Genomic DNA, 21018 nt, shown 5'->3' with positions numbered 1-21018 from the left:
CTACCTATCGGGAGATTGCTTCGTACCTCGCAATGACGCTTTATTATTTTACCTGGGTGACTTCAAAACCTACCTTCTGTAAATCTTTCCAAAACGCCGGGTATGATTTTTCAACCACGTCGGCATCTTCAATTTCCAGTTCGGGTATCATTGTTGCCAGTGGCGCAAACGCCATTGCCATACGGTGATCATCGTATGTACTTACAAACATACGCTGCGGAATTTGCTTTTCGCTGCAATCCAGTTTGTAAACCAGTCCTTTTTCAATCAGCTTAACGCCAATTTTTGCCAGTTCGGTTTGCAGGGCTAATATACGGTCGGTTTCTTTAATTTTTAAAGTTTCCAGTCCGGTAAAGCTTGCATCGTGCCCTAAAGCTGCGCATACTACAATAATGGTTTGGGCCAGATCCGGGCATTCCTTCAAATCGAAGATCTTGCGGAAAATTGGCTTTGGCTCTTTTGTTAAAAGTACGCCGCCATCTTTAAACTGCGACGTGATACCAAAGTTAGCCATAAGCTCAGTTATAACGCTATCGCCCTGCAGGCTATAAGATGTTAATCCCGGCAGGAAAAGCCCGGCTTCGTCACTTAAAGCAGCAATGGCGTACCAGTAAGATGCAGCGCTCCAATCCGGTTCAATATGCAGCGATGTTTGGGCGTATTCCTGGTGCTCTATAGCAATAACATTATCCTGCCAGTTGTGCTGGATACCAGCCTGTTTAAGCATGGTTAGGGTCATCTCTACATAAGGGCGCGAAGTTAATTCACCCTCAATATGCAGTTCTAAACCTAAAGGCAGCCGAGCGGCTATAAGTAACAACGCAGTAATGTACTGACTGCTTATATTACCTTTAATGCTGATCTTACGAGTTTGCTGCTCAAAACTGCCTTTAAGTTTAACGGGGGGATACCCCTCATTTTCTTCGTAACTGATATGGGCACCCAAACTGCGCAACGCATCAACCAATATCCCTATTGGCCTTTGCTTCATCCTCTCACTGCCTGTTAGTACTACTTCCTGATCGCCAATGGCATAGTACGCCGTTAAAAAACGCATAGCTGTGCCCGCAGGGCCGATGTTAACTAGATGCGGGGTGTGGGTGGCGAGGTGCGGGCTTTCGTGTAACCCGTTAACGCTCTCCGCTCCAATCTCCTCGCTCTCTCTCAAGATCCCCGCCAGTGTCACCGTATCTGCCGCGTCAGAAATATTTTCAACTTTTACCTTACCGCCGCTAAGCGCCTCGATAACCAGGGCACGGTTACACTCACTTTTTGAACCGGTGAGTTGTACCGTACCGTTTACCGTTTTGCCTTTTTTGGTAAGTATGATGTTATGTTTTGCCATGATAATAGTTAAGCCCCCTCTAAATCTCCCCCGATAGGGGAGACTTTAAAAATTAAAATTCCTGACGCCCCTCTCCTTTGGAGAGGGGCTGGAGAGAGGCTTTTTAAGCGTGTGTTAATTTTTCGGCAGGAACTTCCTGGCCGGCGTTCATTATCTCAGTTTGTTTACGGATAGATTCGCTGTGCATTAGCTCCAATAATTTCTCGGTAAATTCTGTGCTTAATTTTAACGCTTTTGCGTAGCTGGTACGTTTGTGCAAGATCTCATCCCAACGGCTAACCTGTAAAATGGTAATGTTGTTATCTTTTTTGTAATTACCTATCTTCTCAACTATCTGCATACGCTCGGCTATCTTTTGGATCACCAGGTCATCTATTTTATCGATCTGGTTACGCAGTTCGTGCAGTTTATCATTTACTTCTACATTTCTAACTTCTGGTTTGCGTAAAGTTAAATTGTCAATAAGCTCCACTAAAGCAGCAGGGGTAACCTGTTGTTTAGCATCTGTCCAGGCAATAGAAGGGTCAATGTGCGATTCTATCATCAATCCCTGCATATCCATATCAAGCGCTTTTTGGGCGATGTAAGGGATCAGGTCGCGGTTACCTGTAATGTGGCTTGGATCGTTAATGATAGGCAGTTCCGGAGCCAGTGTTTTCAGGCTGATAGCCAAATCCCACATTGGTTCGTTACGGAAAGCTGATTTTTCGTATGATGAAAAGCCGCGGTGAATAGCCGCCAGTTTAGTGATACCTGCGTTATTGATACGCTCTAAAGCGCCGATCCATAAAGTAAGATCAGGGTTAACCGGGTTTTTAACCATAACCGGGATATCAACACCTTTAAGAGCATCAGCAATTTCCTGTACGGTGAAAGGGTTGGCGGTTGAACGCGCACCAACCCAAAGGATGTCCACACCAGCTTTTAAAGCTTCTTCTACGTGTTTAGCGGTAGCTACCTCAACAGCGGTAGGCAAGCTGGTTTCTTCTTTGGCGCGTTTTAACCACTCCAAACCAATGCTGCCAATGCCTTCAAACTCTCCGGGGCGGGTACGTGGTTTCCAGATACCTGCACGCAAGGCGCTAACGCGACCTGTTTTTGCCAATAAATGAGCTGTGGCTACCAGTTGGTCTTCGGTTTCTGCACTGCATGGACCGGCAATTAAAAGAGGTTCTTTGCCCGTTTTTATCCAGGATTCAAGGGGCTGTATGTTTAAATTAAGTTTCATATCGTTTTTTTATTAGTCCGGAAGCAGGTATGTCCGCCTTCCGAAAGATGTTGTTTAAATTTAATTATGTATTCGTTTAATATTATATTTCCTTTATTTCTTTTCGGACTTTCCGACTATCGGACATCCGACTACAATCATTCGTTCAGCTTTTTAACATTGATGTATCTTCTTGTTCTTTCGGGTTTCAGCGGTTTTGGCGTTGTGTCTGCTTCAAATCGCTGGTATTCGCCCAGTATGTTAAAATTGTGTGTGTACTTTAGTATTTGGCGAATGGAGGCATCATACTGTTTTGATTCTTCCCACTCTATATCTACATAAAAGTTGTATTCGTTACGCTTGCCTAAAACCGGCATACTTTGTATTTTGCTCATGTTCACATTTTCCTGCGCGAAAATGTTTAATACCTTGGCCAATGCGCCCACCTGGTTACTTACCTGGAAACACAAGGAGGCTTTATTAGGTGTACCCTTCTTTTTAGCATTTTCATGTGTGGTAAGGATCAAAAAGCGGGTGAAATTCAGCTTGTTCGATTCGATGCGGCGCTCTAAAACATCCAGTCCGTAAAGCTGCGCAGCTAAAGTATTGGCTATAGCAACAGTGTCGGTCAGTTGCTCATCGCGGATACGTTTTGCACAGGCAGCAGTATCATTGCTTTCTACAATTTGCAGGTGCGGGTACTCGTCAAAAAAATCAATACACTGGCGGATAGCGATAGGGTGAGAGGTTACATATTTAATATTCTCGAACCTAACGCCCGGCAAAGCCATCAGGTGCAATTGGATAGGTACATAAACCTCGCCCACCACCGGGAAGCTGTAGTTCATCATCAGCGTGTAGTTTGGCAATATGCTGCCCGCAATGCTGTTTTCAATAGCCATTACCACATAATCGGCCTCATCGTTTTGCAAAGCCTCAAATGTGCGTTTAAAAGAGTTACACTCAATGGTATCTATGTTTTCGCCAAAAAATTTGAACGCGGCTTCCTCGTGGAAGGAGGCACGGATCCCTTGTATGGCAACTCTTGGTTTCTCGGTTTTCATAATGTATATAAAGCAAAAAATCCCGGCTTTTAGGGCCGGGACTTTTCAGTGTTTTGTATGTTTGTTTAGTACATATCAGTCCCGGCTCTTACTGGTAAAGTAAAAGTAGTAACCATAAAAATATGTAGCTTGTAATTTCATTTTTTCTTTGCTGGCGTAAATGTACAAGTAAAAATCATTTTATCAATAGATAATTTTATTTTTTGTAAAATATTTAAGTCGAACAGAATTTTATTGGGTGAAAATGGCATTAAACCTATGTTGTGGGTTTGGCGGGTATGGCTACCAGTTTTGGTTTTGTTATTCCTTGTTTTTCATAACCCGCCTTGTTCATCTCAAAATGCATTTGCGACATGCTGTTTTGGTACTCTTCAATGGCTTCCAATCCAACTTCATAACGGCGCTTGTTTACATTAGCACTATCTGCCAGCGGGCGGGGTATGGCCTGGCAAAGTTTAGTGTTATAGGTCATTTGTGTGCCGTAAATTTGCTTTTTGCCGGTATTGATGTTTACACGGTCGGTAAGGTATGCAAAGTTTTTAGCGTCGGCATTTTTCTTAAGCACCTCGGGCCTCATGGCATCCAATATTTGCTGCTGAAATGCGGGCCATTTATCGCAATGCTGTACCATCAGCCAAAAATGGTTCGATCCTTTTTGTCCAACAAGGTCAAACCCTGGGTAACCGTACTTTTTAAATACATTTTCCAATATTTTTTGGTGGTTGGTAAAAACGCTGTCTTTAAAGCGGTCCCACTGTTCGTGGCTTAGTTTTTTGTATTCGCCTGTTGGGATGTAAGCCGCTATCTGGTCAACCGCTACCAATTTGGTAAGGCTATCGGCCAGGGACTGGTTATAAGTTTTCTTCTGTGCCTGTGCCATACCGGCGAATGAGAGGACAATTAACAGCAAAGATAGTTTGGTTTTCATAGTAAGGCAATTTAGTTATAACATGCTTAATTACATTATGACAATAGAAATATTACAGAATGTTAAAATAAGAATCGGTTTAATAGCATGTTCAAGTATCCACACTTGAATGGGCGTGGCATCTATACTTGAACGGACGGCTCTATGCACAAGAATTTTATTGGGTAAACTAGGCTGTTGACTTTGTTTAAAATAAATCAATTACATTAGTTTGATGAATAATCTGAAAAAAGCTTTGTTAAGTGTACTTGTGGCATTGCCATTATCAACCTTTGCACATGGTGCTGAAGTCATTTATATTGTTTTGATACCTGCAATTGCGACTATTTTAATACTAATAGCAATGATGTTTGTTAAGTTGCCCAAGGTAACTAAAGGGATATTAGTAGTTACTTATATTATATCAGTGATAATAGTATTTAGCCTGGTTGGTAATTTACCTTACGTTGAAAATGAACTATTAATAAAAATGCTAATAGTATTTGTCCCGATTGGTTTTGTAATTGGGATGTATTATATAATTAAAGCTGTTAAGGCTGAGACCTAATTTACGTTCTGCTTATACTCCCTCTGCAATACTCTTGCCGTTTTTGTACTGCCATCATGGCTCCAGCCGGGTGGGTTAAACAGGTATTTTAATTTATTGCTGATGCCGGGCGCGTGCTTAACATCGTGCAGTAGAGCCTTCCATTCGTGGAAGAGTACGTTTACCGGTCCCATGTTTTCTGGCTGATGGGTGAGGCCGTATTTAACAGGTTCGGCAGGGTCTTCGTCATGAAAGGTGCCGAAAAGCCTGTCCCACAGTATTAAAACCATGCCCATGTTTTTATCCAGGTAAGGGATGTTGGATGCATGGTGTACCCGGTGATGTGCAGGTGTTACAAATATCATCCCATACCATTTTGGCAGCGGGATGCGGTATTGGGTATGTACGAGGTTGCCGTATAGCTGGGTTACCAGGTAGGCGTATAAAATATCTATCGCGTTAAAACCAAATAAGGCAAGCGGCAAATAAAAAAAGGTGCGGTATAAAGGTTCAAATACGGTTGAACGGAACCCGGTACTAAAGTTAAAATGCTCTGATGAATGATGCGTTACATGCATGGCCCAAAACAAGCGGCAGTAATGCCCGGTATAATGCAGCACCCAATACAATAAATCCTGTACTACAACCAGTACAAACCAGTATAACACCACATTACTTATCTCAAAGAAACGGAAGCGATACGCGAAGCTGAGAATGAAAAACGTGCTGCCGTTAACAGCCAAATTAAAGAAAAAGGCAAGCGAGGTTAAATAGATGTTGGTAAGGGTGTCGCGTTTTTCGTAGTAATGGCGATTTTCGCGGTAGCTAAACCACATCTCGGCAAGGGTAAGCAGCACAAGCAAGCCTACCAGTATTACTACAGCTTCTTTACGGGCGTCTAAAGGAGGCATTTTTTTAAAGGGTAGCGTAATATCTTAAACTATCACAAAGTTCGGTTTCTGTGCAGATATTATCAATACTATATTGGCCTATATATTTCAGCAAAGTGCAATTTATTTTGCCGTTTTGGTTCTTCTTATCCTTTAGCATATGCTCCAGCAGGGTTGGGAAGGTGCTTTCTTTAATCTTATATTTAGGGTATAAGCCATTTAACACTTCAGCTATTTCGGTCAGTTGGTTATCAGGCAAGCCAATTTTTTTGTTGGATAACCAGGCCTCGCAGATCATGCCAATGGCAATAGCCTCGCCATGCGATAATGGGTCTTTATCATTCATCAGCGAATAGGTTTCTACAGCATGCCCAACGGTATGGCCAAAATTCAGCGCCTTGCGGATGCCTTTTTCGTGCGGATCTTCAATAACTACCTCGTTTTTTATTTCTACCGAACGGTGTACCAATTCTATCGATGGCAAACTAAGGTCGCTTGTTTTTAACTGGTCCCAGTAGGGGGCGTCAACGATTAAACCATGCTTAAGCATTTCGGCAAGGCCGGAAAGGATTTGGCGGGCAGGTAGTGTTTGAAGGAAATCGCCGTTCATGAACACGGCTTTAGGCTGTGTAAATGTGCCGATGATGTTTTTAATACCATCCACATCAACACCGGTTTTGCCACCAACCGAGGCATCAACCTGCGATAACAGGGTAGTAGGCACCTGTACAAAATCGATGCCGCGTTTATAGGTAGAAGCTACAAAACCGCCCATATCGGTAATAACACCGCCACCCAGGTTTATCATCAGGGCTTTGCGGTCGGCGCCAAAATCGATCAGCATTTTCCATATGCCGATGCAAAAATCAATGGTCTTGCTTTCCTCGCCGGCGTTTACTTCGATGATATCGAAATTGTCCAACGCATCCATCTGCTCCTTTAAAATGGGCAGGCAATGCACGCCGGTATTTTCATCGGTAAGGATAAAAACCCTTGAATAATTGCCTTGTTTAACAAAGTTTACCAGTTGGGTAATACTATCATCAAAAAATATGGGGTAACTGTCGCTTTGAATAGTTTGCATGTTATATAACCTTGATCTGCTGACCTCTGAATTCAACAATATCGCCTTGTTTTACCTTAAGGCGCTTGCGGTAATCAACCTCTCCATTATATATTACTTCGCCGTGTTCAACCACTATCTGCGCTTCGCCACCGGTTTGCACTAAACCGGCCGCTTTAAGTAATTGTATCATTGGGATATAGTCGCCTTCTACCTTAAATTCTATCATGTGTGGCAAAATTAAACTATTCATGGAATAATGAGTTATCATTTTATAATTTTGCACAATACTTTAAGGGGTTGATAGTTATTAGTTCATTGCTCATAGCAAACATGAAAAGTACTATGAACTATGATCCATGAACTAAAAAACAAATGAGTCCAAACGATAAATTATCCTTCGAAAATACCGAGATCGCCTTCCGTCATTCATCAAATACCGACCTTAACCGTGCTTACTGGCTGTTTAGAGTTATAAATGTGAACTTCCTGGTGAAGATAGGCCCACCCATAACCAACTTTGCTATTAAGATAGGCCTACCCATAAAGGGGCTGATAAAAGCCACCATATTTAAACATTTTTGTGGCGGCGAAACCATTACAGAGTGTAACCAAACCATTAAAAACCTGGCTGATGGCAAGGTAGGTACCATCCTCGATTATTCGATTGAGGGGGAAGATGATGAAACAGTTTTTGATAATACCCGCGACGAGATCATCCGTACGGTGATCCGTGCATCCAAAGATAAAGCCATCCCGCTTACTGTATTTAAGGTAACAGGTGTTGGCCGTTTTGGGCTTTTAGAAAGAATTGACGAAGGAATAAAACTAAACGTTGATGAGCAGCTGGAATGGCAGACCGTACAGGATAGGGTATTGGCTATTTGCGAAATGGCGCACTCTGAAGGTGTACCGGTAATGATTGATGCCGAAGAAAGCTGGATCCAGAAAACAATTGATGACCTTGCCCTAAACATGATGCGCTTTTTTAACAAAGAAAAAGCCATTGTGTACAATACTTATCAGTTGTACCGCCACGATAAGCTGGCATCGTTAGTAACCGATCATACCATAGCCGAGAGTGAAGGATTTATTTTAGGGGCTAAAATTGTTCGTGGTGCTTACATGGAAAAGGAGCGTAAACGTGCCGAAGAAAAGGATTATCCATCGCCTATACAGCCCGATAAAGCATCAACCGACCGTGATTATAACGACGCCCTTATTTATTGTGCTGATAACGTAGCCAGCATTGCTTTTGTTGCCGGTACCCATAACGAAGACAGCTGCCGCCTGCTTGCCGACCTGCTGAACGAGAAAAAAATAGACCATAAAAATCCGCATGTGTTTTTCTCGCAGCTTTTGGGCATGAGCGATAACCTGAGCTTTAATCTGGCCAACGCTAATTACAATGTTGCCAAATACGTGCCTTACGGGCCTATTAAAGCGGTATTGCCATACTTGTTTAGGCGCGCTCAAGAAAATACTGCCATTGCCGGCCAAATGAGCCGCGAGTTAAGTTTGATAGTTAAAGAGAAAAAAAGAAGGAATAGCTAATTTTTCTTTTAATTCCCTCCCCACGGGGGGGTAGGGAGGGGTTAATGAATCTTTTTCTCATTTGTCATCCTGAGCGGTAGCGAAGGATCTATTAGCGAACTTTGCATATCAAAATTGCATGTCGGCGAATAGATGCTTCACATACGTTCAGCATGACAAAGGGTAGAATTGCGTTAGGGATTGGCGCGGATACCGGCCTTTGGCTAATGCCTGTGCAGTATGAGCAAAAAGCCCGACCGCAGGGAACGCCCATAATATAAAATCTAAAATCGTATCACATCCGTATCAACCGGGGTATAACCCAACTGCCGGCTCATGTTCATGATTTGCCCTTTGTGATGAAACTCGTGTGTAATAACGTGGGTAAAAAGCTGCATCGGACTAAGCGTTAATTCCATGCCTTCTTTTTTTGGTAGGGTTAGGGGCGCATCCAGCACGTCTTTAAAGTGATTCAGAAAATCGTTCACTATCAGGTTGATCTGCTCAAACGTAGCGCGAATTGATGCCAGATCTTTGTAGTTATCCGCAGTATAAAACGGGCGGCTTTCCTGCCTTGCAAAGTTTACCAGCCAGGATGTATAGGTATCTGCGCTGTGTATCATTAAGCTGCCAATACTTTCGTTATTGAACGATGCTACCGGTTTCAGGAGGTCTTCGGGCTTTAGGGTGTCCAGATAATTAAATACCGCTTCGCGGGATGACATTACTAATTGGTATTGATGCAATAGGGCTGTATACATATTGGCTATAAGGCAATAATCAAACCAAATGTTCGCGCTCGGCAAAGGCGGCCAGTGTATCGGGGGCGGTCATTAAAAAAGTGTGTATACCTAATGTTTTAGCGGCCTCTAAATGCTGCGGACTATCGTCAATAAACAAGGTTTCTTCGGGTTTTAAGTTGTTTTCGGCCAATACCTGTTCAAAAAAATCTATCTGAGGCTTGCGCTTGCCAACTAAATGCGAGTAGTAAGTTTTCTCGAAAAGATGCTCGTTACCATCAAAACCAAAGTCGGTTTTCAGATAATTCATGATATAGGTGTAGTGGATGTCGTTAATGTTGCTCAACAAAAATGTGCGGTATTTATCTTTAAACTTCAACAACAACTCGTGGTTGCCGGGTGCTATGCCCAGTAAAAGGCTGTTCCATGCATCGGTTATCTGCTGATCGGTAACTGCATCGTTGCCAATTTTCTGCCTTACATAGGCCCTGAACTCATCGGATGTTATTTCGCCGCGGTCAAATTCATCAAAGATTTGGTCCTGCTGGCGGTGGCCAAAAAACTCATCGGGGTTACCTATTCCCAGCTCCTTAAAAGCTTCCTGCGCTTTCCTGAAATCGATACTGAATATTACGTTGCCGTAATCGAAAATGATGTTTTTGATGTTTTCCATATTGTTTTGGTAAATATGGGAAAATGCAATGGAAACAGAAAAGCTGGATAATTTTTCTAAAGTGATTTCTTAATGAAAGAGTAAAGATGCGAACAGGTAAGTACGTATTATCATTTATTTTCAGAAATATTTGCGTAACTCAAAAGTTACCTATACATTTGGGTAACTTAAAAGTTACCCATTATGAAAAAAGTTATAAAACATCAATTTTTCTTCTCTCACCCGCCAGAAGCGGTTTGGGAATACCTCACAAAATCTGAACTGATGGCGCAATGGCTTATGAAAAACGATTTTCAGCCTATCGTTGGCCTCGACTTTCAATTCAGGACAGGCCCGATACCCAGTCTGGATTTCGACGGCATCTTTTACTGCAAGGTATTGGCGGTTGTCCCCTTTAAAAAGCTTTCCTATTCGTGGAAGAGTGGCCCGGGCGAGGGTAAGATCACGCTCGATTCGGTAGTGGAATGGAAACTGGAACCAAAGGATAAAGGCACCCAGGTATTCTTAGAGCACAGTGGTTTCGAGAAAAAAGAAAACCTGAACTTTTACGATGGCTTGCTGCACGGCTGGGTGGAGAAACTCCAAAATATCAATAAACTTTTAAACGCTGAACAAGATGAGCATACCAACGCTTGATGCATTCCAGGTGATAGGCGACCCCAGCAGGCGAAAGATGCTGATGCTACTCTCGGAGGATAGCTTGACTATCAACAGCCTGGCAGAGAATTTTGATATGAGCCGCCCCGCGGTATCCAAGCATATCAAGATCTTGTACACCGCGGGCTTTATTTCTATCCAGGACATTGGCCGCGAGCGGTATTGCACGCTGAAAAAGGATGGCTTTGAAGAACTGCAGGCCTGGATCTCTTGCTTTGATGAGTTCTGGACATCCAAACTGAAGAAGTTAGAAACCTTATTAAATAACAAATTACCAAACTAAAAAATCAACAAAATGACAACATCAGATTTTAACACCACGTTTTCGGTAGATCAATCGCCGAATGAAGTATTTAATGCCGTCACTAATGTTCGCGGTTGGTGGTCCGAAAGAATTGACGGTGGCACAGCACAACTAAACGATGAGTTTACCTACCAGCGCTGGGACGTCCACAAGTGTACTATGAAATTAACAGAGGTTATACCCAACAAAAAAGTTGTTTGGCTTTGCCTGGATAACTACTTCAGTTTCGCGCAAGACCAAACGGAGTGGGCTGGTACAACAATAGAATTTGACATAGCCGAAAAGGATGGGAAAACGCAACTCCATTTCATGCAAAGGGGCCTGGTTTCGGCCTTTGAATGTTATAATATTTGCTCTGATGCCTGGACCGGCTATATTCAGGGTAGTTTGCAAAATCTTATCACTACAGGTAAAGGCCAGCCGAACCCTAAAGTAGAATAAGTGAAAACGGGCGCACGTGTGCCAGCGGCGAATCCGGGACGATACGCCGGTGTTAGCTAAGTCAACTGTAACGAATTTGCTCTGTTAACTGTCTTAGTGGTATAATCATTATTATATGAAAAACTTGAGGCTGGTCATATTGTTGCTTTTCGTTATGGTATTAATAAACATCCGGTCGTGGGGGCAAGGTGTTGTAAAAGTTTCTTCAAGTTGCCTTGATAGCATCCCGGTATTGATGGTAAAGAACAAAGTGCCAATTGTGGCCGCCTGCATTTTAGAAAATGGCCAAATTAAACAGGTGAAGCTTTTCGGCAGACTCAGTAACGGTAGTACAGCCCAATCTAACACCTTATTTAATGTGGCTTCGCTAACCAAACCGGTAACGGCGCTCACTGTTTTAAAACTAATTGACGCCGGGCAATGGAACCTGGACGAACCCTTAGATAAGTATTGGATAGACCCGGACATAAAGGATGACCCACGCTACCAAAAACTGACTACCCGGATAGTGCTTAGTCATCAGACCGGCTTCCCTAATTGGCGTTCGCAAAATCCTGCAAATAAACTCGCTTTTCAGTTTACGCCAGGAACCAAATATGGCTACTCTGGTGAGGGTTTTGAATATTTGCGGCGCGCGGTTGAAGCGAAGTTCCATCGCAGCCTGCAGCAACTGGCCGATTCGGTATTGTTTCGGCCGTTGCGTATGAAAAATACGCACTATGGCTGGAGTGATAAAATGGATAGCACACGTTTCGCTGACCCGCATGGTAAAGATGGATCCTTGATCCCGATGAAAAAAAATACCAGCGTGGTTTCTGCCGATTGGCTGGTAACAACCATTGATGACTATGCTAAGTTTTCTATGATAGTGCTAAAACAACAAGTATTATCGCCGGGGCTTTTCGCGCAAATGGTAACACCACAGGTGAAAATGGAGGGGCGCCCCAAAGAAAATATGGGCCTTGGCTGGGAAGTGATGACACCTTTGGAAAACGGAGAATATCTGATCATGCATAGTGGTTCAGACGATGGTGTAAAAACATTGGTTATCCTGTTGCCAAAATCAAAACGCGGTATTATTTTATTTACAAACGGCAATAATGGATTTAATTTAATAAGAAGCGTTATAATGGAAGCCCTACACGTCAAAGAGTTAGAAAATTAAAAAGCCTCTGTTACTACGCATCCATCTCTTATACTATCAGTTTTCTCCTTCGTCCTGGCTTTGCGCCGCTATCGGGTTTAACTGGTTTAAAATGAAACGCCTAATTGTAAACCCGTACTGACAGAGGCCGGCTGATCATTGCCAAACCTCACCGGAAATGGAATCGAAACAAAGAAGCTGGCATCTTTTCCCTTTTTAATAACCTGGTTAAATACCGGCGTTACGCCAAAGCGGCCGCTGGTTTCAAAAGCCATACGCCCAATAAAGGTAAAGTCATGTTTAAAGCGGAACATGGCGCCGGGATGGAACAATACTGTACTCACTTTTGAAATGTTCTTTTCGGTGCGGATAGCGGGGGCTATTTCAAAGCTGATCCCAAAGCTATCGCTTTTTAAAAGGTTGAGGCCAAAAGGAAAGCCAACTACATAGACATTCCCGAAATTACTCGTAAAGTTGCCATTCGTGTAAGTAACCAATGGCTGCAGGATACTAAAATAACCTGTTACCTTTGGATATGTAGCGGATTGCTGCGCAAAGCCGGTTTTAAAAATAACTATTAATAAAATGGTGATGGTAAAGGGTTTGGGCATATTAAAGGGTTTTGATAAGGACACCGATTATGGCGGCTATTCCAATGATGTAAGGCTCCTGTAGTTTTTTGATATAGATAAGGGCTAATACAGCAGCACCGGCGATTAGTGCGGTTGGAGCATCAATAACAGACCGTAAGCCAATAACAATTACCGAACCTACTAAAGCGCCAATAACCGCTGCGGTTATACCATCCACAAAGGCTTTGATGCTGGTATTCTTTGCTATCTTTTTAAATGAGGGAGCTAAGGCCACGGTAAAAACATAACAAGGCAGAAAGGTTGCCAGTGCTGCTACGCATGCACCCGGAAAACCTGCTACCAAATAGCCAATAAAGCCAACAGTAATTACCACCGGCCCCGGAGTGATCATGGCTACTGCAACGGCATCAATAAATTGGTGTTCGTTCAGCCAGCCAAATTCTTTTACTACACCGCCATGCAGGAAAGGTACAATAGCCAAACCGCTGCCAAATACAAAAGCACCTGCCTTGGCAAAAAACCAGCCGATCTCTTGCAACGTCTTACCATCGTACTTCCAAAACCCAGTGCTTACCAATATGCCAACTGGCAACACCGCTGGCTTTTTGAGCCATTGCGGTGGTGCTTTTATCACCATATATAAAACACCGCAAACCAAAAATAAAAATATCTCTTCCCGCTCTGTAATTACGGTAACTACTATACCTGCTACATAAAACAGCCATAACAACCATTTCGATTTCATTGCAGCTAATTCAAACTTGCTGATAGATTTGATGGTGAGTTTATAGGCGCTCATGGCTATTATACCAATTACTGCAGCACCCACTCCATAAAATACCGCCTGCATCCAGGCGAGGCCACCGTACAATTGGTAGGTCATGCCTAAAAGCACCACCATAATAAAGGATGGCAGCACAAATGCCAACCCCGTTAGTGTGGCGCCGATAAGCCCGTGATTTACAAAACCAATATAGATGCCCAATTGCGCGGCTAATGGCCCGGGTGCCAATTGCGCTAAGGCTAATCCCTCTTTATATTCTTCTTCGGTTAGCCAGGCTTTATCTTCTACCAGGTCGCGCTGCATATAGCCAACTAAAGCCACCGGCCCGCCAAAACCCCATGTACCGAGTTTCAGAAAATAGATTGTAATGTCCCATAGGGAATATTTTGGAATGGCTTTTACAGGTTGTTCTTTCATGATTTTGGCAATAAGTGCCTGAGCGGCTGACTTAGCCGTTCGGAAAAAGATAATGAATTTGATTAAAGCGAAAATTTACATCTTCATGCCGCCCATTGATTTTTCAGGCTTCTTCCCTAATACATCCAGCGCCGCTTTGAAACCCTGTGCCAGTTCTGTTGCTTTGCCGCGTCCGTAATAATGGAGGAAGATCATATGCGGCTCATCGCCCAGCATATGGTTATGCACAGCCACAACTTCCAGGTTATGCGCTCTTAGTGTTTTGATCACTGTGTTCACCTCGCTTTGCTTCATAGCCACATCACCTGCGATATGGGCATCATCCGCTTTGCCTGCAAAGGAAGCCCAAGTGTTCAGCCCGATATTGGTGGTCATTTCAACGCCCATGGCCATAATCTTTAGGTCTGACCGGCCGATGGTGTATTTATAGGTCGGCCCGTTTACTGTACCGGTCGCTTTAACTATGGCATCTAAAGCAGGAATATCGAACAGGTCTTTCGCAGTAGTTGCTGGTGGTGCTAACGGTGCGGGCTGGTTGGCTGGAAACAGTTTGCTGTCTCGGATTGTGTCTGCATATTTTTTAGCCAGATCGGCGATATTGCCCATGCCGTGAATGTGCATATAAAAGATGCGTGGCTCTTCGTAAAAGAAGTGGTTATGAATGGCTGCAATCTCCAGGCCATTAGCATGAGCAGCCGAGATCAAAGGATTTACTTCTTCCATCTGTAATACGGTATCGCTCATCACCATAGCCAACCTGCCGTCGGTGGTTTTCTTGAACGATACCCAACCACCGAAGCCAAAAGGGATTGGTACTGGTTCGCCTTTGATCTTCATTTTCAAATCATTTCGGGGGAGTGGCGTGGTATAAACTTGTTCGGCTTCTTTATAACTACCCTTTTTGCCTAAAGCAGCATCGATAGCGGCCATTTCTTCCGGAGTGATCGCGGGTGTTTTGGCTGATGACAAGGGCAAAGCCCGAAGCTTGTTTACAGGTAAAAATAAAGCGGTGCCGGCCAACGCGGTAGTTTGTAAGAATTTTCTTCGGTTGTTACGGGTTTCCATGGGTATTGTCAGTTACACTGATACAATATTACCACCTGAAAAACCAATAAATTTGTACAGATTTAACTACTTGTATCCTTTTTACTTTTTAAAATGCTTTTTCTATACAAGGAAGGGTTTTGTCCGGTTTGTTTTTTAAAGATGCGGTTGAAATGGCTTTGGTCCGAAAAGCCGGTGAGGTAAGCGATCTCGTTCAACGAATATTCCGTGTTTTCAATCAGGCTGATAGCTTTTTCTATGCGCAGTTTACGGATATAATCACCAAAGGACAGGTTATCAAAATATTTGGAGAACTCGCGCGAAAGATACGCCGGGTTAATTTCGAGTTCGTTGGATACCTGTTGCAAACTTAAACTCATATTGGTATCTATCTGGTCCTGTATCATTTCTTTAAGTTCCTGCGCCCAGGCCGGTGCCTTTTTGTCTTTACTGTTTTGCAAATACCTGGTAAAAACATCCAGCAGCATTTGCTCCGCTGTTCCGGTCTGCGAGTGCTTTTTATCATACAAGTGCTGCGCCCAACTATACAGGCCGTCATAAATGCGCATACCAAAGGCCAGCAATTCCTGATCATCTGTGCTGTTATAGGCCAGCCCCGAAAAGATAGCTTCCAGCCCGGCTGATTGCGGTGCGAAATCATGCCGGTCGGTATCAGCGCCGCGAACAATGGCTGCAACACGCTCCAGCGCCGGGTCTTTTAAACCATGTTTTTTAAGGATGTAATCAAAAGTACATTGGTCGTTATAGTGCGAATATTCCACATTCGGGAAGTCAAAGGGGATAGCACCCAGTTCTTTCGCTTTATCCAGCACCTGCGCAAACGGCACATAAATGATCTCCGCATCCGGGTCAATGAAGCGTTTGATCAGCCAGGGACAGGCGATCCGGTCGATCTTCGGTTTTTCACGGGTGATCCATTTCATGTGGAACAAAGTTAACAGATCAAATGTCTTATAAGAATTATTAAGGATGTTAGAAAAAAGAGGAGGAGGTAAGCTTCTGCTATTACGCATGTGCCTTTAGTCTCGTGGAAATGAGAGGCACTTAGGGTCGATAACGGAGCATAATGCGAACCGTTTTATTGAAAATTTGATTAAAATCGGTGATTTTCAGAATATTCTTTTCAGGTAAAAGACAACATTCCATCAAGCTAAAGGCATAAAACTGCTTATAAGCTCTACCACCTCTTCAAAATTTGATTCCAGTACCATATGAGAACCATCTATAATATGGATATGGGCATTAGGTAAATCTCTCTTGTAACAATGAGCCTCTTCTACGCTGTAATATGGATCATACTTTCCCCATATAACAAGAGCAGCAGGCTGGTGTGTGCGGAAATATTCCTGAAAGGCAGGAAACATTTCAATATTGCTTTTATAAGTACAGTTCATCTCAAACTGCATTTCAAGATTGCCGGGCCTACTCATGCGCTCCCAGTCCAGCAGCCAGGTTTCAGGGCTGATGCGAATAAGAAGTTCTTCAGGTAATCCGGCATAATATTGCTCTTTTGTACCCTCTTTACTTAAAAAAGCATACACCTTTTGCTTTTTTTCTTCGGTAGGATACTCCCAGTAATCCCTTATTTCATCCCACACTGGCTCGATGCCTTCAAGATAGGCATTGCCGTTTTGAACAATGATGCCTTCTATCTTTGCGGGATGATTCACACATATTCTCAGCCCAATAGGGCAACCATAATCATGTAGGTAAATGGTGAATGATTTTAAATCTATTTCCTCAGTGAACCTGCTGATGCATGCCGCTACATTTTTAAAAGAATATTCGAAGTCATTCTTGTCTGGGAAAGCACTGAAACCAAAGCCAGGGTAATCGGGAGCAATAAGGTGAAACTTATCCGAAAGTGCAACCATTAAGTTTTTAAACATCACGGACGAGGTCGGAAACCCATGCAGCAGCAGCAAGGACGGATTTTTTCTATCTCCGGCTTCACGGTAGAAAATATCGACTCCGTCAACTGTGATCGTTTTATTGTAAATATCTCTATTCATTCAACTTTATCGTTAGGTCTGTTTTTAATTAAATAAATCATCTCCCTGATTCAGCCTGGGATTCGAAAGAGTCGTTGCTTTACTAATTAGGGGAAATATTTAAATAAAACTCATGTTATCAGTCTTCTTTTTTAACAAGATTAAGCTGCATTTTGTTCAGATTAGATACTGATATCAAAAAGCTCGCGCAAATGGCTGTAAATAAACTTTGTGAAGCAGGCAAACTATATGATATTATTCAGTATTGAGGCGAAAAGATACTTAGTAGGTATTCTATTCCCTGAAAAAATGACCTATGTAGAGGGGGGCATGTCGAACCGGAAAACTCAACAGAGCTACCGATTTAATATATCTGGAAAACAACGAGTTACTGGAAAAAAATGGGGTAAAAATCTTGTTTAAAGACTTTGCCCATAAAGGGTAAATGATGGGGCTCGAACCCAAGTGTGCGAAAGAAGGGACTCAAACCCTATGAGCCATCCTTGTGGGTGTTAAAAGCGATTTCTATTTGAAGAGGTTAGGGCGTGCTTTACTGTTTTGAAAACGAACGGATAGTGATATATCGGTTGCTGCAGCCCCGCTATACGCTGCAAGTCCTCCTTCGTCCGGGCTTTACGCTGCTATCGGGTTTAGGGGGGAGTGGGCGGTGATTGGCAGCGGGAGCGGCCCTTCACTTGAATTGAGTTGTTTTGCATATACTTTCCTTATTATATTACGGTGACCTTTGACAAATCGACCACCCATAGGCCTTTAAGCCCGGCATAGGTCAGCTTATCCATTATCGCGCCGTCAAAGCATACGGTTTTAAAGGCACGGTAAGATTTGTTAGTTACAGAAAAAGGTAGACGGAATGATACGTTCCTGAGTGTAGCCCCTGTAAACGAAACGTCATTCAGTGCAGACTTGTCAAACTGAACACCGATGAAGGTATGCCCTTCAAAATGCATTCCCCGCAGATCGGAATATTTGAAATCCACCCCATTAAAAATACAATTCTCAAATATTGTTTTTCTAAGGTCGGTCATGGTCAGCTTCACGTCAGTCAGTTTCACATCTGTAAATTTTGTTCCCGCCAGCATCGACTTGTTAAAGTCGGTACGTACAAGGATGGATTTGCGAAAGCTCGCATCCGCAAGATCGGTGATGGAAAAGGTGCAGTCTGTCAGGTTTGCACCATCAAAATTTGCTTCACGCGCATCGCTGACCTCAAACCAGCTGCCGGTCAGGTCAGCGTCGGCGAAGTTGGCTTTGCACAACGGGCTCGCTTTAAATTTCCCGTTGTGCAAAATAACGCCCGCGAAATCACTCTCTTGCAGATCGACCCCAGTGAGGTTTATCGGTACCTGGCGCTCCTGGGTACTGGACAGGTTAGAAACCTCTTGTGCCGTTTGCTCACTGTCGCTGGTATTATCAATGGGTACCTTAACAGCTGTTTCATCATCCGCAGATTGGAAGTTTTCTGAAAAATAGTTCAGGTCAACACCCATAATTTCTGCAAGCCTGTTAAAAGTAGTGATATCCGGCATTGATTCTCCACGTTCCCATTTTCCAACTGCTTGCGGGCTGATAAATAGAAACCCGGCAAGTTGCGCTTGAGAAATATTTTTTTTCTTTCGTGCTTCGGCAATTTTATTGCCTATCATTTTAGTATTTAACATAAACTATCTTTATTTATTTTTTCGACACTGCAAAGGTATACGGGTACATTCTCAGAATCAAAAAAACACAAATACTTATAGTTGTATTTACGCTACTTATAGTTGTTATTAACAATTATAATATAAGTAAAGGGTTGGAGAGTACTATTTTTGAAAACGAACGGACAGTGGTGTATCGGGTGCTGCAGCCCCGCTATCCGCTGCAAGTCCTCCTTCGTCCGGGCTTTGCGCTGCTATCGGGTTTAGGGGGGGAGCGGTTGGTAGTTGGGCACACATGGTTCGCGTGCGTCAGGCGGGTATTAAATAAATCTTTCTATATTTAATAATCTATGACTGAATCCGATTTAAAATTTCATAATTACTTTTTAAAAAATGGAGGCTTATTTCCTGTTAAAAGTCAATTTGTGACTGAGGTTTTAAATGCAACTAAATCAATCTTTGATTATTTAAGAATCAAGCATCCAAAATTACCGGAAATTCATTGTGATTTTATTGACAACGATTCATTAAATGCATGTGTAGGGAAAGACATAAATAAATTTTATTTAGGAATAAATATTGGGTGTCTTTTTTTAATAGAAGATATGTTTAGCAAAATTATGGCAACACGTAGTTTTGCACCAAATATTGGAAGTGTTAAGAATGAAACTGATACCCCCAAATTTTTAAACTTAATTATTGTCGATGGCGCTATATCTTTCGATGTTGCTGGATACACACCTGTATATGCTAATGACCCTAATCGATTACAATTTGGAAAAATACTGACGTCAACAGTAATGAATTTTTTAATATTTCATGAAATTGGCCATATTGTAAGAGGGCATATAGGTTATCTATTTAATAAACATAACGAACTTAATTTATATGAGGTCAGGCACAATAAAGGACTGTCCCCTTTGAATTCTCTTACAATGGAGATGGATGCGGATAGTTTTGCAATTAACCACGCTTATATTCACGGTAAAATAAAAATTAAAAATCCAGATCGATTAGATCAAATACAAACTCTCTTTTCTCAAGATTTAAAGACTTATCTCAGTAATCTAATTTTCTCAATATATTGTTTTTTTAAACTAACCGAAATTAAAGTATTTGATTTAGAGTCAGCAGAAAATTTATCACATCCCCCACCATCTGTTCGAGTTTCACTAATGATGAATAACATCGCAAGTTTACTAATTAGGGATAAAATTGAAAACATAGAAGAAATTATAAATTCTATGGCTAAATCAATATTTGAGGCAGAAAAGATCTTTGAATCAATCAGATATGTAAAAGATAATACCACACAAATTTTCTTAGAAAACTACTTTAATTCAGCAAACTATCAAAAGAAGATTGTAGATAACTGGAATAATTTGTCCCCATTAGTAAAGCCTTTTTCATATTGAATCGACTGTTTGTCAATAACTTAATCTACCCTTGGGCAGTATGTTACCACCATGCCCTTATATCACCCCAACTTATAGCTGGTTTCAATATTTGTACCGCCGCTAATGGTTTGGTATATCACGCAGTATCTTTCGGTGAGTTTGGCAAGGCTGGCCAGTTGCTCTTCGGTGGCATCGGTTTGCAGGTCAAAGCTTAACCTTATCTGTTTAAAACCTACCGATGCTTCTTTTGATACGCCCAGTGTTCCCCTAAAATCAAGGTCGCCTTCGGCGTTTACTGTTCCGCTTTTTAATTCTACGCCAATGGCTGTAGCAACGGCTTTTAAGGTAACCCCGGCGCAGGCAACCAATGCTTCTAAAAGCATGTCGCCCGAACAGGCCAGCATGCCATCGCCACCGGTAGCAGGGTGCAGGCCGGCATTCACAATGTCCCGCCCGGTATCTACCTTGCAAGAGATCCCTTCGCCAATATTACCCTGCGCTTTTAAAGTTATCAAAGCCGAATCGGGCTGTTCTTTGTATTTTTCTTTGATAGGGGTTTGCAGTTCCTTTAATTCGGCAGCGTTCATGTATGGGTTGG

General features: G+C 42.6%; 23 protein-coding genes. 7 read left to right on the top strand and 16 right to left on the bottom strand.

Features of this window, described 5'->3' with window-relative positions; translation table 11 throughout:
• Window positions 1-43: 43 nt before the first annotated feature.
• The 4 genes from aroA to NPE20_RS16475 all read right to left on the bottom strand — a co-directional run bounded on the left by aroA (window position 44) and on the right by NPE20_RS16475 (window position 4544).
• Window positions 44-1345, bottom strand: a complete 1302-nt coding sequence (aroA, locus tag NPE20_RS16490) for a 3-phosphoshikimate 1-carboxyvinyltransferase (protein WP_256539776.1) — start codon at window positions 1343-1345, stop codon at window positions 44-46.
• A 103-nt stretch (window positions 1346-1448) separates the two neighbouring features.
• Window positions 1449-2573, bottom strand: a complete 1125-nt coding sequence (locus NPE20_RS16485; protein WP_256539775.1) for a chorismate mutase — start codon at window positions 2571-2573, stop codon at window positions 1449-1451.
• A 137-nt stretch (window positions 2574-2710) separates the two neighbouring features.
• Window positions 2711-3616: a prephenate dehydratase gene (locus NPE20_RS16480; protein ID WP_256539774.1), complete on the bottom strand. Its 906-nt coding sequence runs from the start codon at window positions 3614-3616 to the stop codon at window positions 2711-2713.
• Window positions 3617-3872: 256 nt separating this feature from the next.
• Window positions 3873-4544, bottom strand: a complete 672-nt coding sequence (locus tag NPE20_RS16475; RefSeq protein ID WP_256539773.1) for a DUF6624 domain-containing protein — start codon at window positions 4542-4544, stop codon at window positions 3873-3875.
• Between the two features lie 214 nt (window positions 4545-4758).
• On the opposite strand from NPE20_RS16475, the gene NPE20_RS16470 reads away from it, so the two are divergent.
• Complete coding sequence (locus tag NPE20_RS16470) at window positions 4759-5091, top strand: hypothetical protein (RefSeq protein ID WP_256539772.1); 333 nt, start codon at window positions 4759-4761, stop codon at window positions 5089-5091.
• Here the strand turns inward: NPE20_RS16470 and NPE20_RS16465 are convergent.
• The 3 genes from NPE20_RS16465 to NPE20_RS16455 are packed head-to-tail and all read right to left on the bottom strand — an operon-like array spanning window position 5088 to window position 7252.
• Complete coding sequence (locus NPE20_RS16465; protein WP_256539771.1) at window positions 5088-5981, bottom strand: sterol desaturase family protein; 894 nt, start codon at window positions 5979-5981, stop codon at window positions 5088-5090. The genes NPE20_RS16470 and NPE20_RS16465 overlap by 4 nt on opposite strands.
• A 4-nt stretch (window positions 5982-5985) precedes the next feature.
• On the bottom strand, window positions 5986-7044 hold the full coding sequence (gene aroB, locus NPE20_RS16460) for a 3-dehydroquinate synthase (RefSeq protein WP_256539770.1): 1059 nt from the start codon (window positions 7042-7044) through the stop codon (window positions 5986-5988).
• 1 nt (window position 7045) lies between these two features.
• Window positions 7046-7252, bottom strand: a complete 207-nt coding sequence (locus tag NPE20_RS16455; protein ID WP_256539789.1) for an RNA-binding S4 domain-containing protein — start codon at window positions 7250-7252, stop codon at window positions 7046-7048.
• 146 nt (window positions 7253-7398) lie between these two features.
• Here NPE20_RS16455 and NPE20_RS16450 point away from each other — a divergent pair, with 146 nt between their 5' ends.
• Window positions 7399-8577: a proline dehydrogenase family protein gene (locus NPE20_RS16450; protein ID WP_256539769.1), complete on the top strand. Its 1179-nt coding sequence runs from the start codon at window positions 7399-7401 to the stop codon at window positions 8575-8577.
• 263 nt (window positions 8578-8840) lie between these two features.
• On the opposite strand, the gene NPE20_RS16445 is transcribed toward NPE20_RS16450, so the two are convergent.
• Both NPE20_RS16445 and NPE20_RS16440 read right to left on the bottom strand, forming a co-directional pair.
• Window positions 8841-9317 carry a DinB family protein gene (locus NPE20_RS16445; protein WP_256539768.1) on the bottom strand — a complete coding sequence of 159 codons (477 nt, stop codon included), beginning with the start codon at window positions 9315-9317 and terminating at the stop codon, window positions 8841-8843.
• 19 nt (window positions 9318-9336) lie between these two features.
• Window positions 9337-9969, bottom strand: coding sequence for an HAD family hydrolase (locus NPE20_RS16440; protein WP_256539767.1), 633 nt, complete (start codon window positions 9967-9969; stop codon window positions 9337-9339).
• A gap of 183 nt (window positions 9970-10152) precedes the next feature.
• Between NPE20_RS16440 and NPE20_RS16435 the strand changes: the two genes are divergently transcribed.
• The 4 genes from NPE20_RS16435 (at window position 10153) to NPE20_RS16420 (ending at window position 12536) form a co-directional block, all read left to right on the top strand.
• Window positions 10153-10605 carry an SRPBCC family protein gene (locus NPE20_RS16435; RefSeq protein ID WP_256539766.1) on the top strand — a complete coding sequence of 151 codons (453 nt, stop codon included), beginning with the start codon at window positions 10153-10155 and terminating at the stop codon, window positions 10603-10605.
• Window positions 10586-10909 (top strand): ArsR/SmtB family transcription factor, encoded by a 324-nt coding sequence (locus tag NPE20_RS16430; protein ID WP_256539765.1) that lies wholly within the window; start codon window positions 10586-10588, stop codon window positions 10907-10909. Before NPE20_RS16435 ends, NPE20_RS16430 begins: the two co-directional genes overlap by 20 nt.
• Before the next feature lie 12 nt (window positions 10910-10921).
• The gene (locus NPE20_RS16425; RefSeq protein ID WP_256539764.1) at window positions 10922-11371 is read left to right on the top strand and encodes an SRPBCC family protein; all 450 of its coding nucleotides are present in this window, start codon (window positions 10922-10924) and stop codon (window positions 11369-11371) included.
• A gap of 115 nt (window positions 11372-11486) precedes the next feature.
• Entirely contained in the window at window positions 11487-12536 is a 1050-nt protein-coding gene (locus NPE20_RS16420; RefSeq protein ID WP_256539763.1) for a serine hydrolase domain-containing protein, read from the top strand.
• Between the two features lie 86 nt (window positions 12537-12622).
• Here the strand turns inward: NPE20_RS16420 and NPE20_RS16415 are convergent, their stop codons facing one another.
• From NPE20_RS16415 to NPE20_RS16390, 6 genes are all read right to left on the bottom strand, one after another.
• Complete coding sequence (locus tag NPE20_RS16415; protein ID WP_256539762.1) at window positions 12623-13126, bottom strand: hypothetical protein; 504 nt, start codon at window positions 13124-13126, stop codon at window positions 12623-12625.
• A gap of 1 nt (window position 13127) precedes the next feature.
• Window positions 13128-14309: a chromate transporter gene (locus NPE20_RS16410; RefSeq protein WP_256539761.1), complete on the bottom strand. Its 1182-nt coding sequence runs from the start codon at window positions 14307-14309 to the stop codon at window positions 13128-13130.
• Between the two features lie 75 nt (window positions 14310-14384).
• Complete coding sequence (locus tag NPE20_RS16405) at window positions 14385-15374, bottom strand: DUF1259 domain-containing protein (protein ID WP_256539760.1); 990 nt, start codon at window positions 15372-15374, stop codon at window positions 14385-14387.
• Window positions 15375-15436: 62 nt separating this feature from the next.
• Complete coding sequence (locus tag NPE20_RS16400; RefSeq protein WP_256539759.1) at window positions 15437-16297, bottom strand: chromate resistance protein ChrB domain-containing protein; 861 nt, start codon at window positions 16295-16297, stop codon at window positions 15437-15439.
• A gap of 222 nt (window positions 16298-16519) precedes the next feature.
• Window positions 16520-17386 (bottom strand): alpha/beta fold hydrolase, encoded by an 867-nt coding sequence (locus NPE20_RS16395; RefSeq protein WP_256539758.1) that lies wholly within the window; start codon window positions 17384-17386, stop codon window positions 16520-16522.
• A gap of 707 nt (window positions 17387-18093) precedes the next feature.
• Complete coding sequence (locus tag NPE20_RS16390) at window positions 18094-19044, bottom strand: pentapeptide repeat-containing protein (protein ID WP_256539757.1); 951 nt, start codon at window positions 19042-19044, stop codon at window positions 18094-18096.
• Between the two features lie 329 nt (window positions 19045-19373).
• On the opposite strand from NPE20_RS16390, the gene NPE20_RS16385 reads away from it, so the two are divergent.
• Window positions 19374-20438: a hypothetical protein gene (locus NPE20_RS16385; protein WP_256539756.1), complete on the top strand. Its 1065-nt coding sequence runs from the start codon at window positions 19374-19376 to the stop codon at window positions 20436-20438.
• Window positions 20439-20500: 62 nt separating this feature from the next.
• Here NPE20_RS16385 and NPE20_RS16380 read toward each other — a convergent pair whose 3' ends face one another.
• Complete coding sequence (locus NPE20_RS16380; RefSeq protein ID WP_256539755.1) at window positions 20501-21007, bottom strand: OsmC family protein; 507 nt, start codon at window positions 21005-21007, stop codon at window positions 20501-20503.
• Between the last annotated feature and the right edge of the window lie 11 nt (window positions 21008-21018).

The sequence above is a fragment of the Mucilaginibacter aquariorum genome, from assembly GCF_024498135.1.
GTDB classification, from domain to species: Bacteria; Bacteroidota; Bacteroidia; order Sphingobacteriales; family Sphingobacteriaceae; genus Mucilaginibacter; species Mucilaginibacter aquariorum.
The sequence above is the reverse complement of the archived record's forward strand: the minus strand, read 5'-3'. Positions and strand labels throughout refer to the sequence as shown.

Bases quoted from the DNA above. Each gene is read 5' to 3' on its own strand.
- NPE20_RS16400 (WP_256539759.1), bottom strand. From the start codon at position 16,297: ATGAAATGGATCACCCGTGAAAAACCGAAGATCGACCGGATCGCCTGT.
- NPE20_RS16435 (WP_256539766.1), top strand. From the start codon at position 10,153: ATGAAAAAAGTTATAAAACATCAATTTTTCTTCTCTCACCCGCCAGAA.
- NPE20_RS16475 (WP_256539773.1), bottom strand. From the start codon at position 4,544: ATGAAAACCAAACTATCTTTGCTGTTAATTGTCCTCTCATTCGCCGGT.
- NPE20_RS16415 (WP_256539762.1), bottom strand. From the start codon at position 13,126: ATGCCCAAACCCTTTACCATCACCATTTTATTAATAGTTATTTTTAAA.
- NPE20_RS16390 (WP_256539757.1), bottom strand. From the start codon at position 19,044: ATGTTAAATACTAAAATGATAGGCAATAAAATTGCCGAAGCACGAAAG.
- NPE20_RS16450 (WP_256539769.1), top strand. From the start codon at position 7,399: ATGAGTCCAAACGATAAATTATCCTTCGAAAATACCGAGATCGCCTTC.
- NPE20_RS16405 (WP_256539760.1), bottom strand. From the start codon at position 15,374: ATGGAAACCCGTAACAACCGAAGAAAATTCTTACAAACTACCGCGTTG.
- NPE20_RS16410 (WP_256539761.1), bottom strand. From the start codon at position 14,309: ATGAAAGAACAACCTGTAAAAGCCATTCCAAAATATTCCCTATGGGAC.
- aroA (WP_256539776.1), bottom strand. From the start codon at position 1,345: ATGGCAAAACATAACATCATACTTACCAAAAAAGGCAAAACGGTAAAC.
- NPE20_RS16455 (WP_256539789.1), bottom strand. From the start codon at position 7,252: ATGATAGAATTTAAGGTAGAAGGCGACTATATCCCAATGATACAATTA.
- NPE20_RS16440 (WP_256539767.1), bottom strand. From the start codon at position 9,969: ATGGAAAACATCAAAAACATCATTTTCGATTACGGCAACGTAATATTC.
- NPE20_RS16445 (WP_256539768.1), bottom strand. From the start codon at position 9,317: ATGTATACAGCCCTATTGCATCAATACCAATTAGTAATGTCATCCCGC.
- aroB (WP_256539770.1), bottom strand. From the start codon at position 7,044: ATGCAAACTATTCAAAGCGACAGTTACCCCATATTTTTTGATGATAGT.
- NPE20_RS16480 (WP_256539774.1), bottom strand. From the start codon at position 3,616: ATGAAAACCGAGAAACCAAGAGTTGCCATACAAGGGATCCGTGCCTCC.
- NPE20_RS16425 (WP_256539764.1), top strand. From the start codon at position 10,922: ATGACAACATCAGATTTTAACACCACGTTTTCGGTAGATCAATCGCCG.
- NPE20_RS16380 (WP_256539755.1), bottom strand. From the start codon at position 21,007: ATGAACGCTGCCGAATTAAAGGAACTGCAAACCCCTATCAAAGAAAAA.
- NPE20_RS16465 (WP_256539771.1), bottom strand. From the start codon at position 5,981: ATGCCTCCTTTAGACGCCCGTAAAGAAGCTGTAGTAATACTGGTAGGC.
- NPE20_RS16485 (WP_256539775.1), bottom strand. From the start codon at position 2,573: ATGAAACTTAATTTAAACATACAGCCCCTTGAATCCTGGATAAAAACG.
- NPE20_RS16430 (WP_256539765.1), top strand. From the start codon at position 10,586: ATGAGCATACCAACGCTTGATGCATTCCAGGTGATAGGCGACCCCAGC.
- NPE20_RS16395 (WP_256539758.1), bottom strand. From the start codon at position 17,386: ATGAATAGAGATATTTACAATAAAACGATCACAGTTGACGGAGTCGAT.
- NPE20_RS16420 (WP_256539763.1), top strand. From the start codon at position 11,487: ATGAAAAACTTGAGGCTGGTCATATTGTTGCTTTTCGTTATGGTATTA.
- NPE20_RS16470 (WP_256539772.1), top strand. From the start codon at position 4,759: ATGAATAATCTGAAAAAAGCTTTGTTAAGTGTACTTGTGGCATTGCCA.
- NPE20_RS16385 (WP_256539756.1), top strand. From the start codon at position 19,374: ATGACTGAATCCGATTTAAAATTTCATAATTACTTTTTAAAAAATGGA.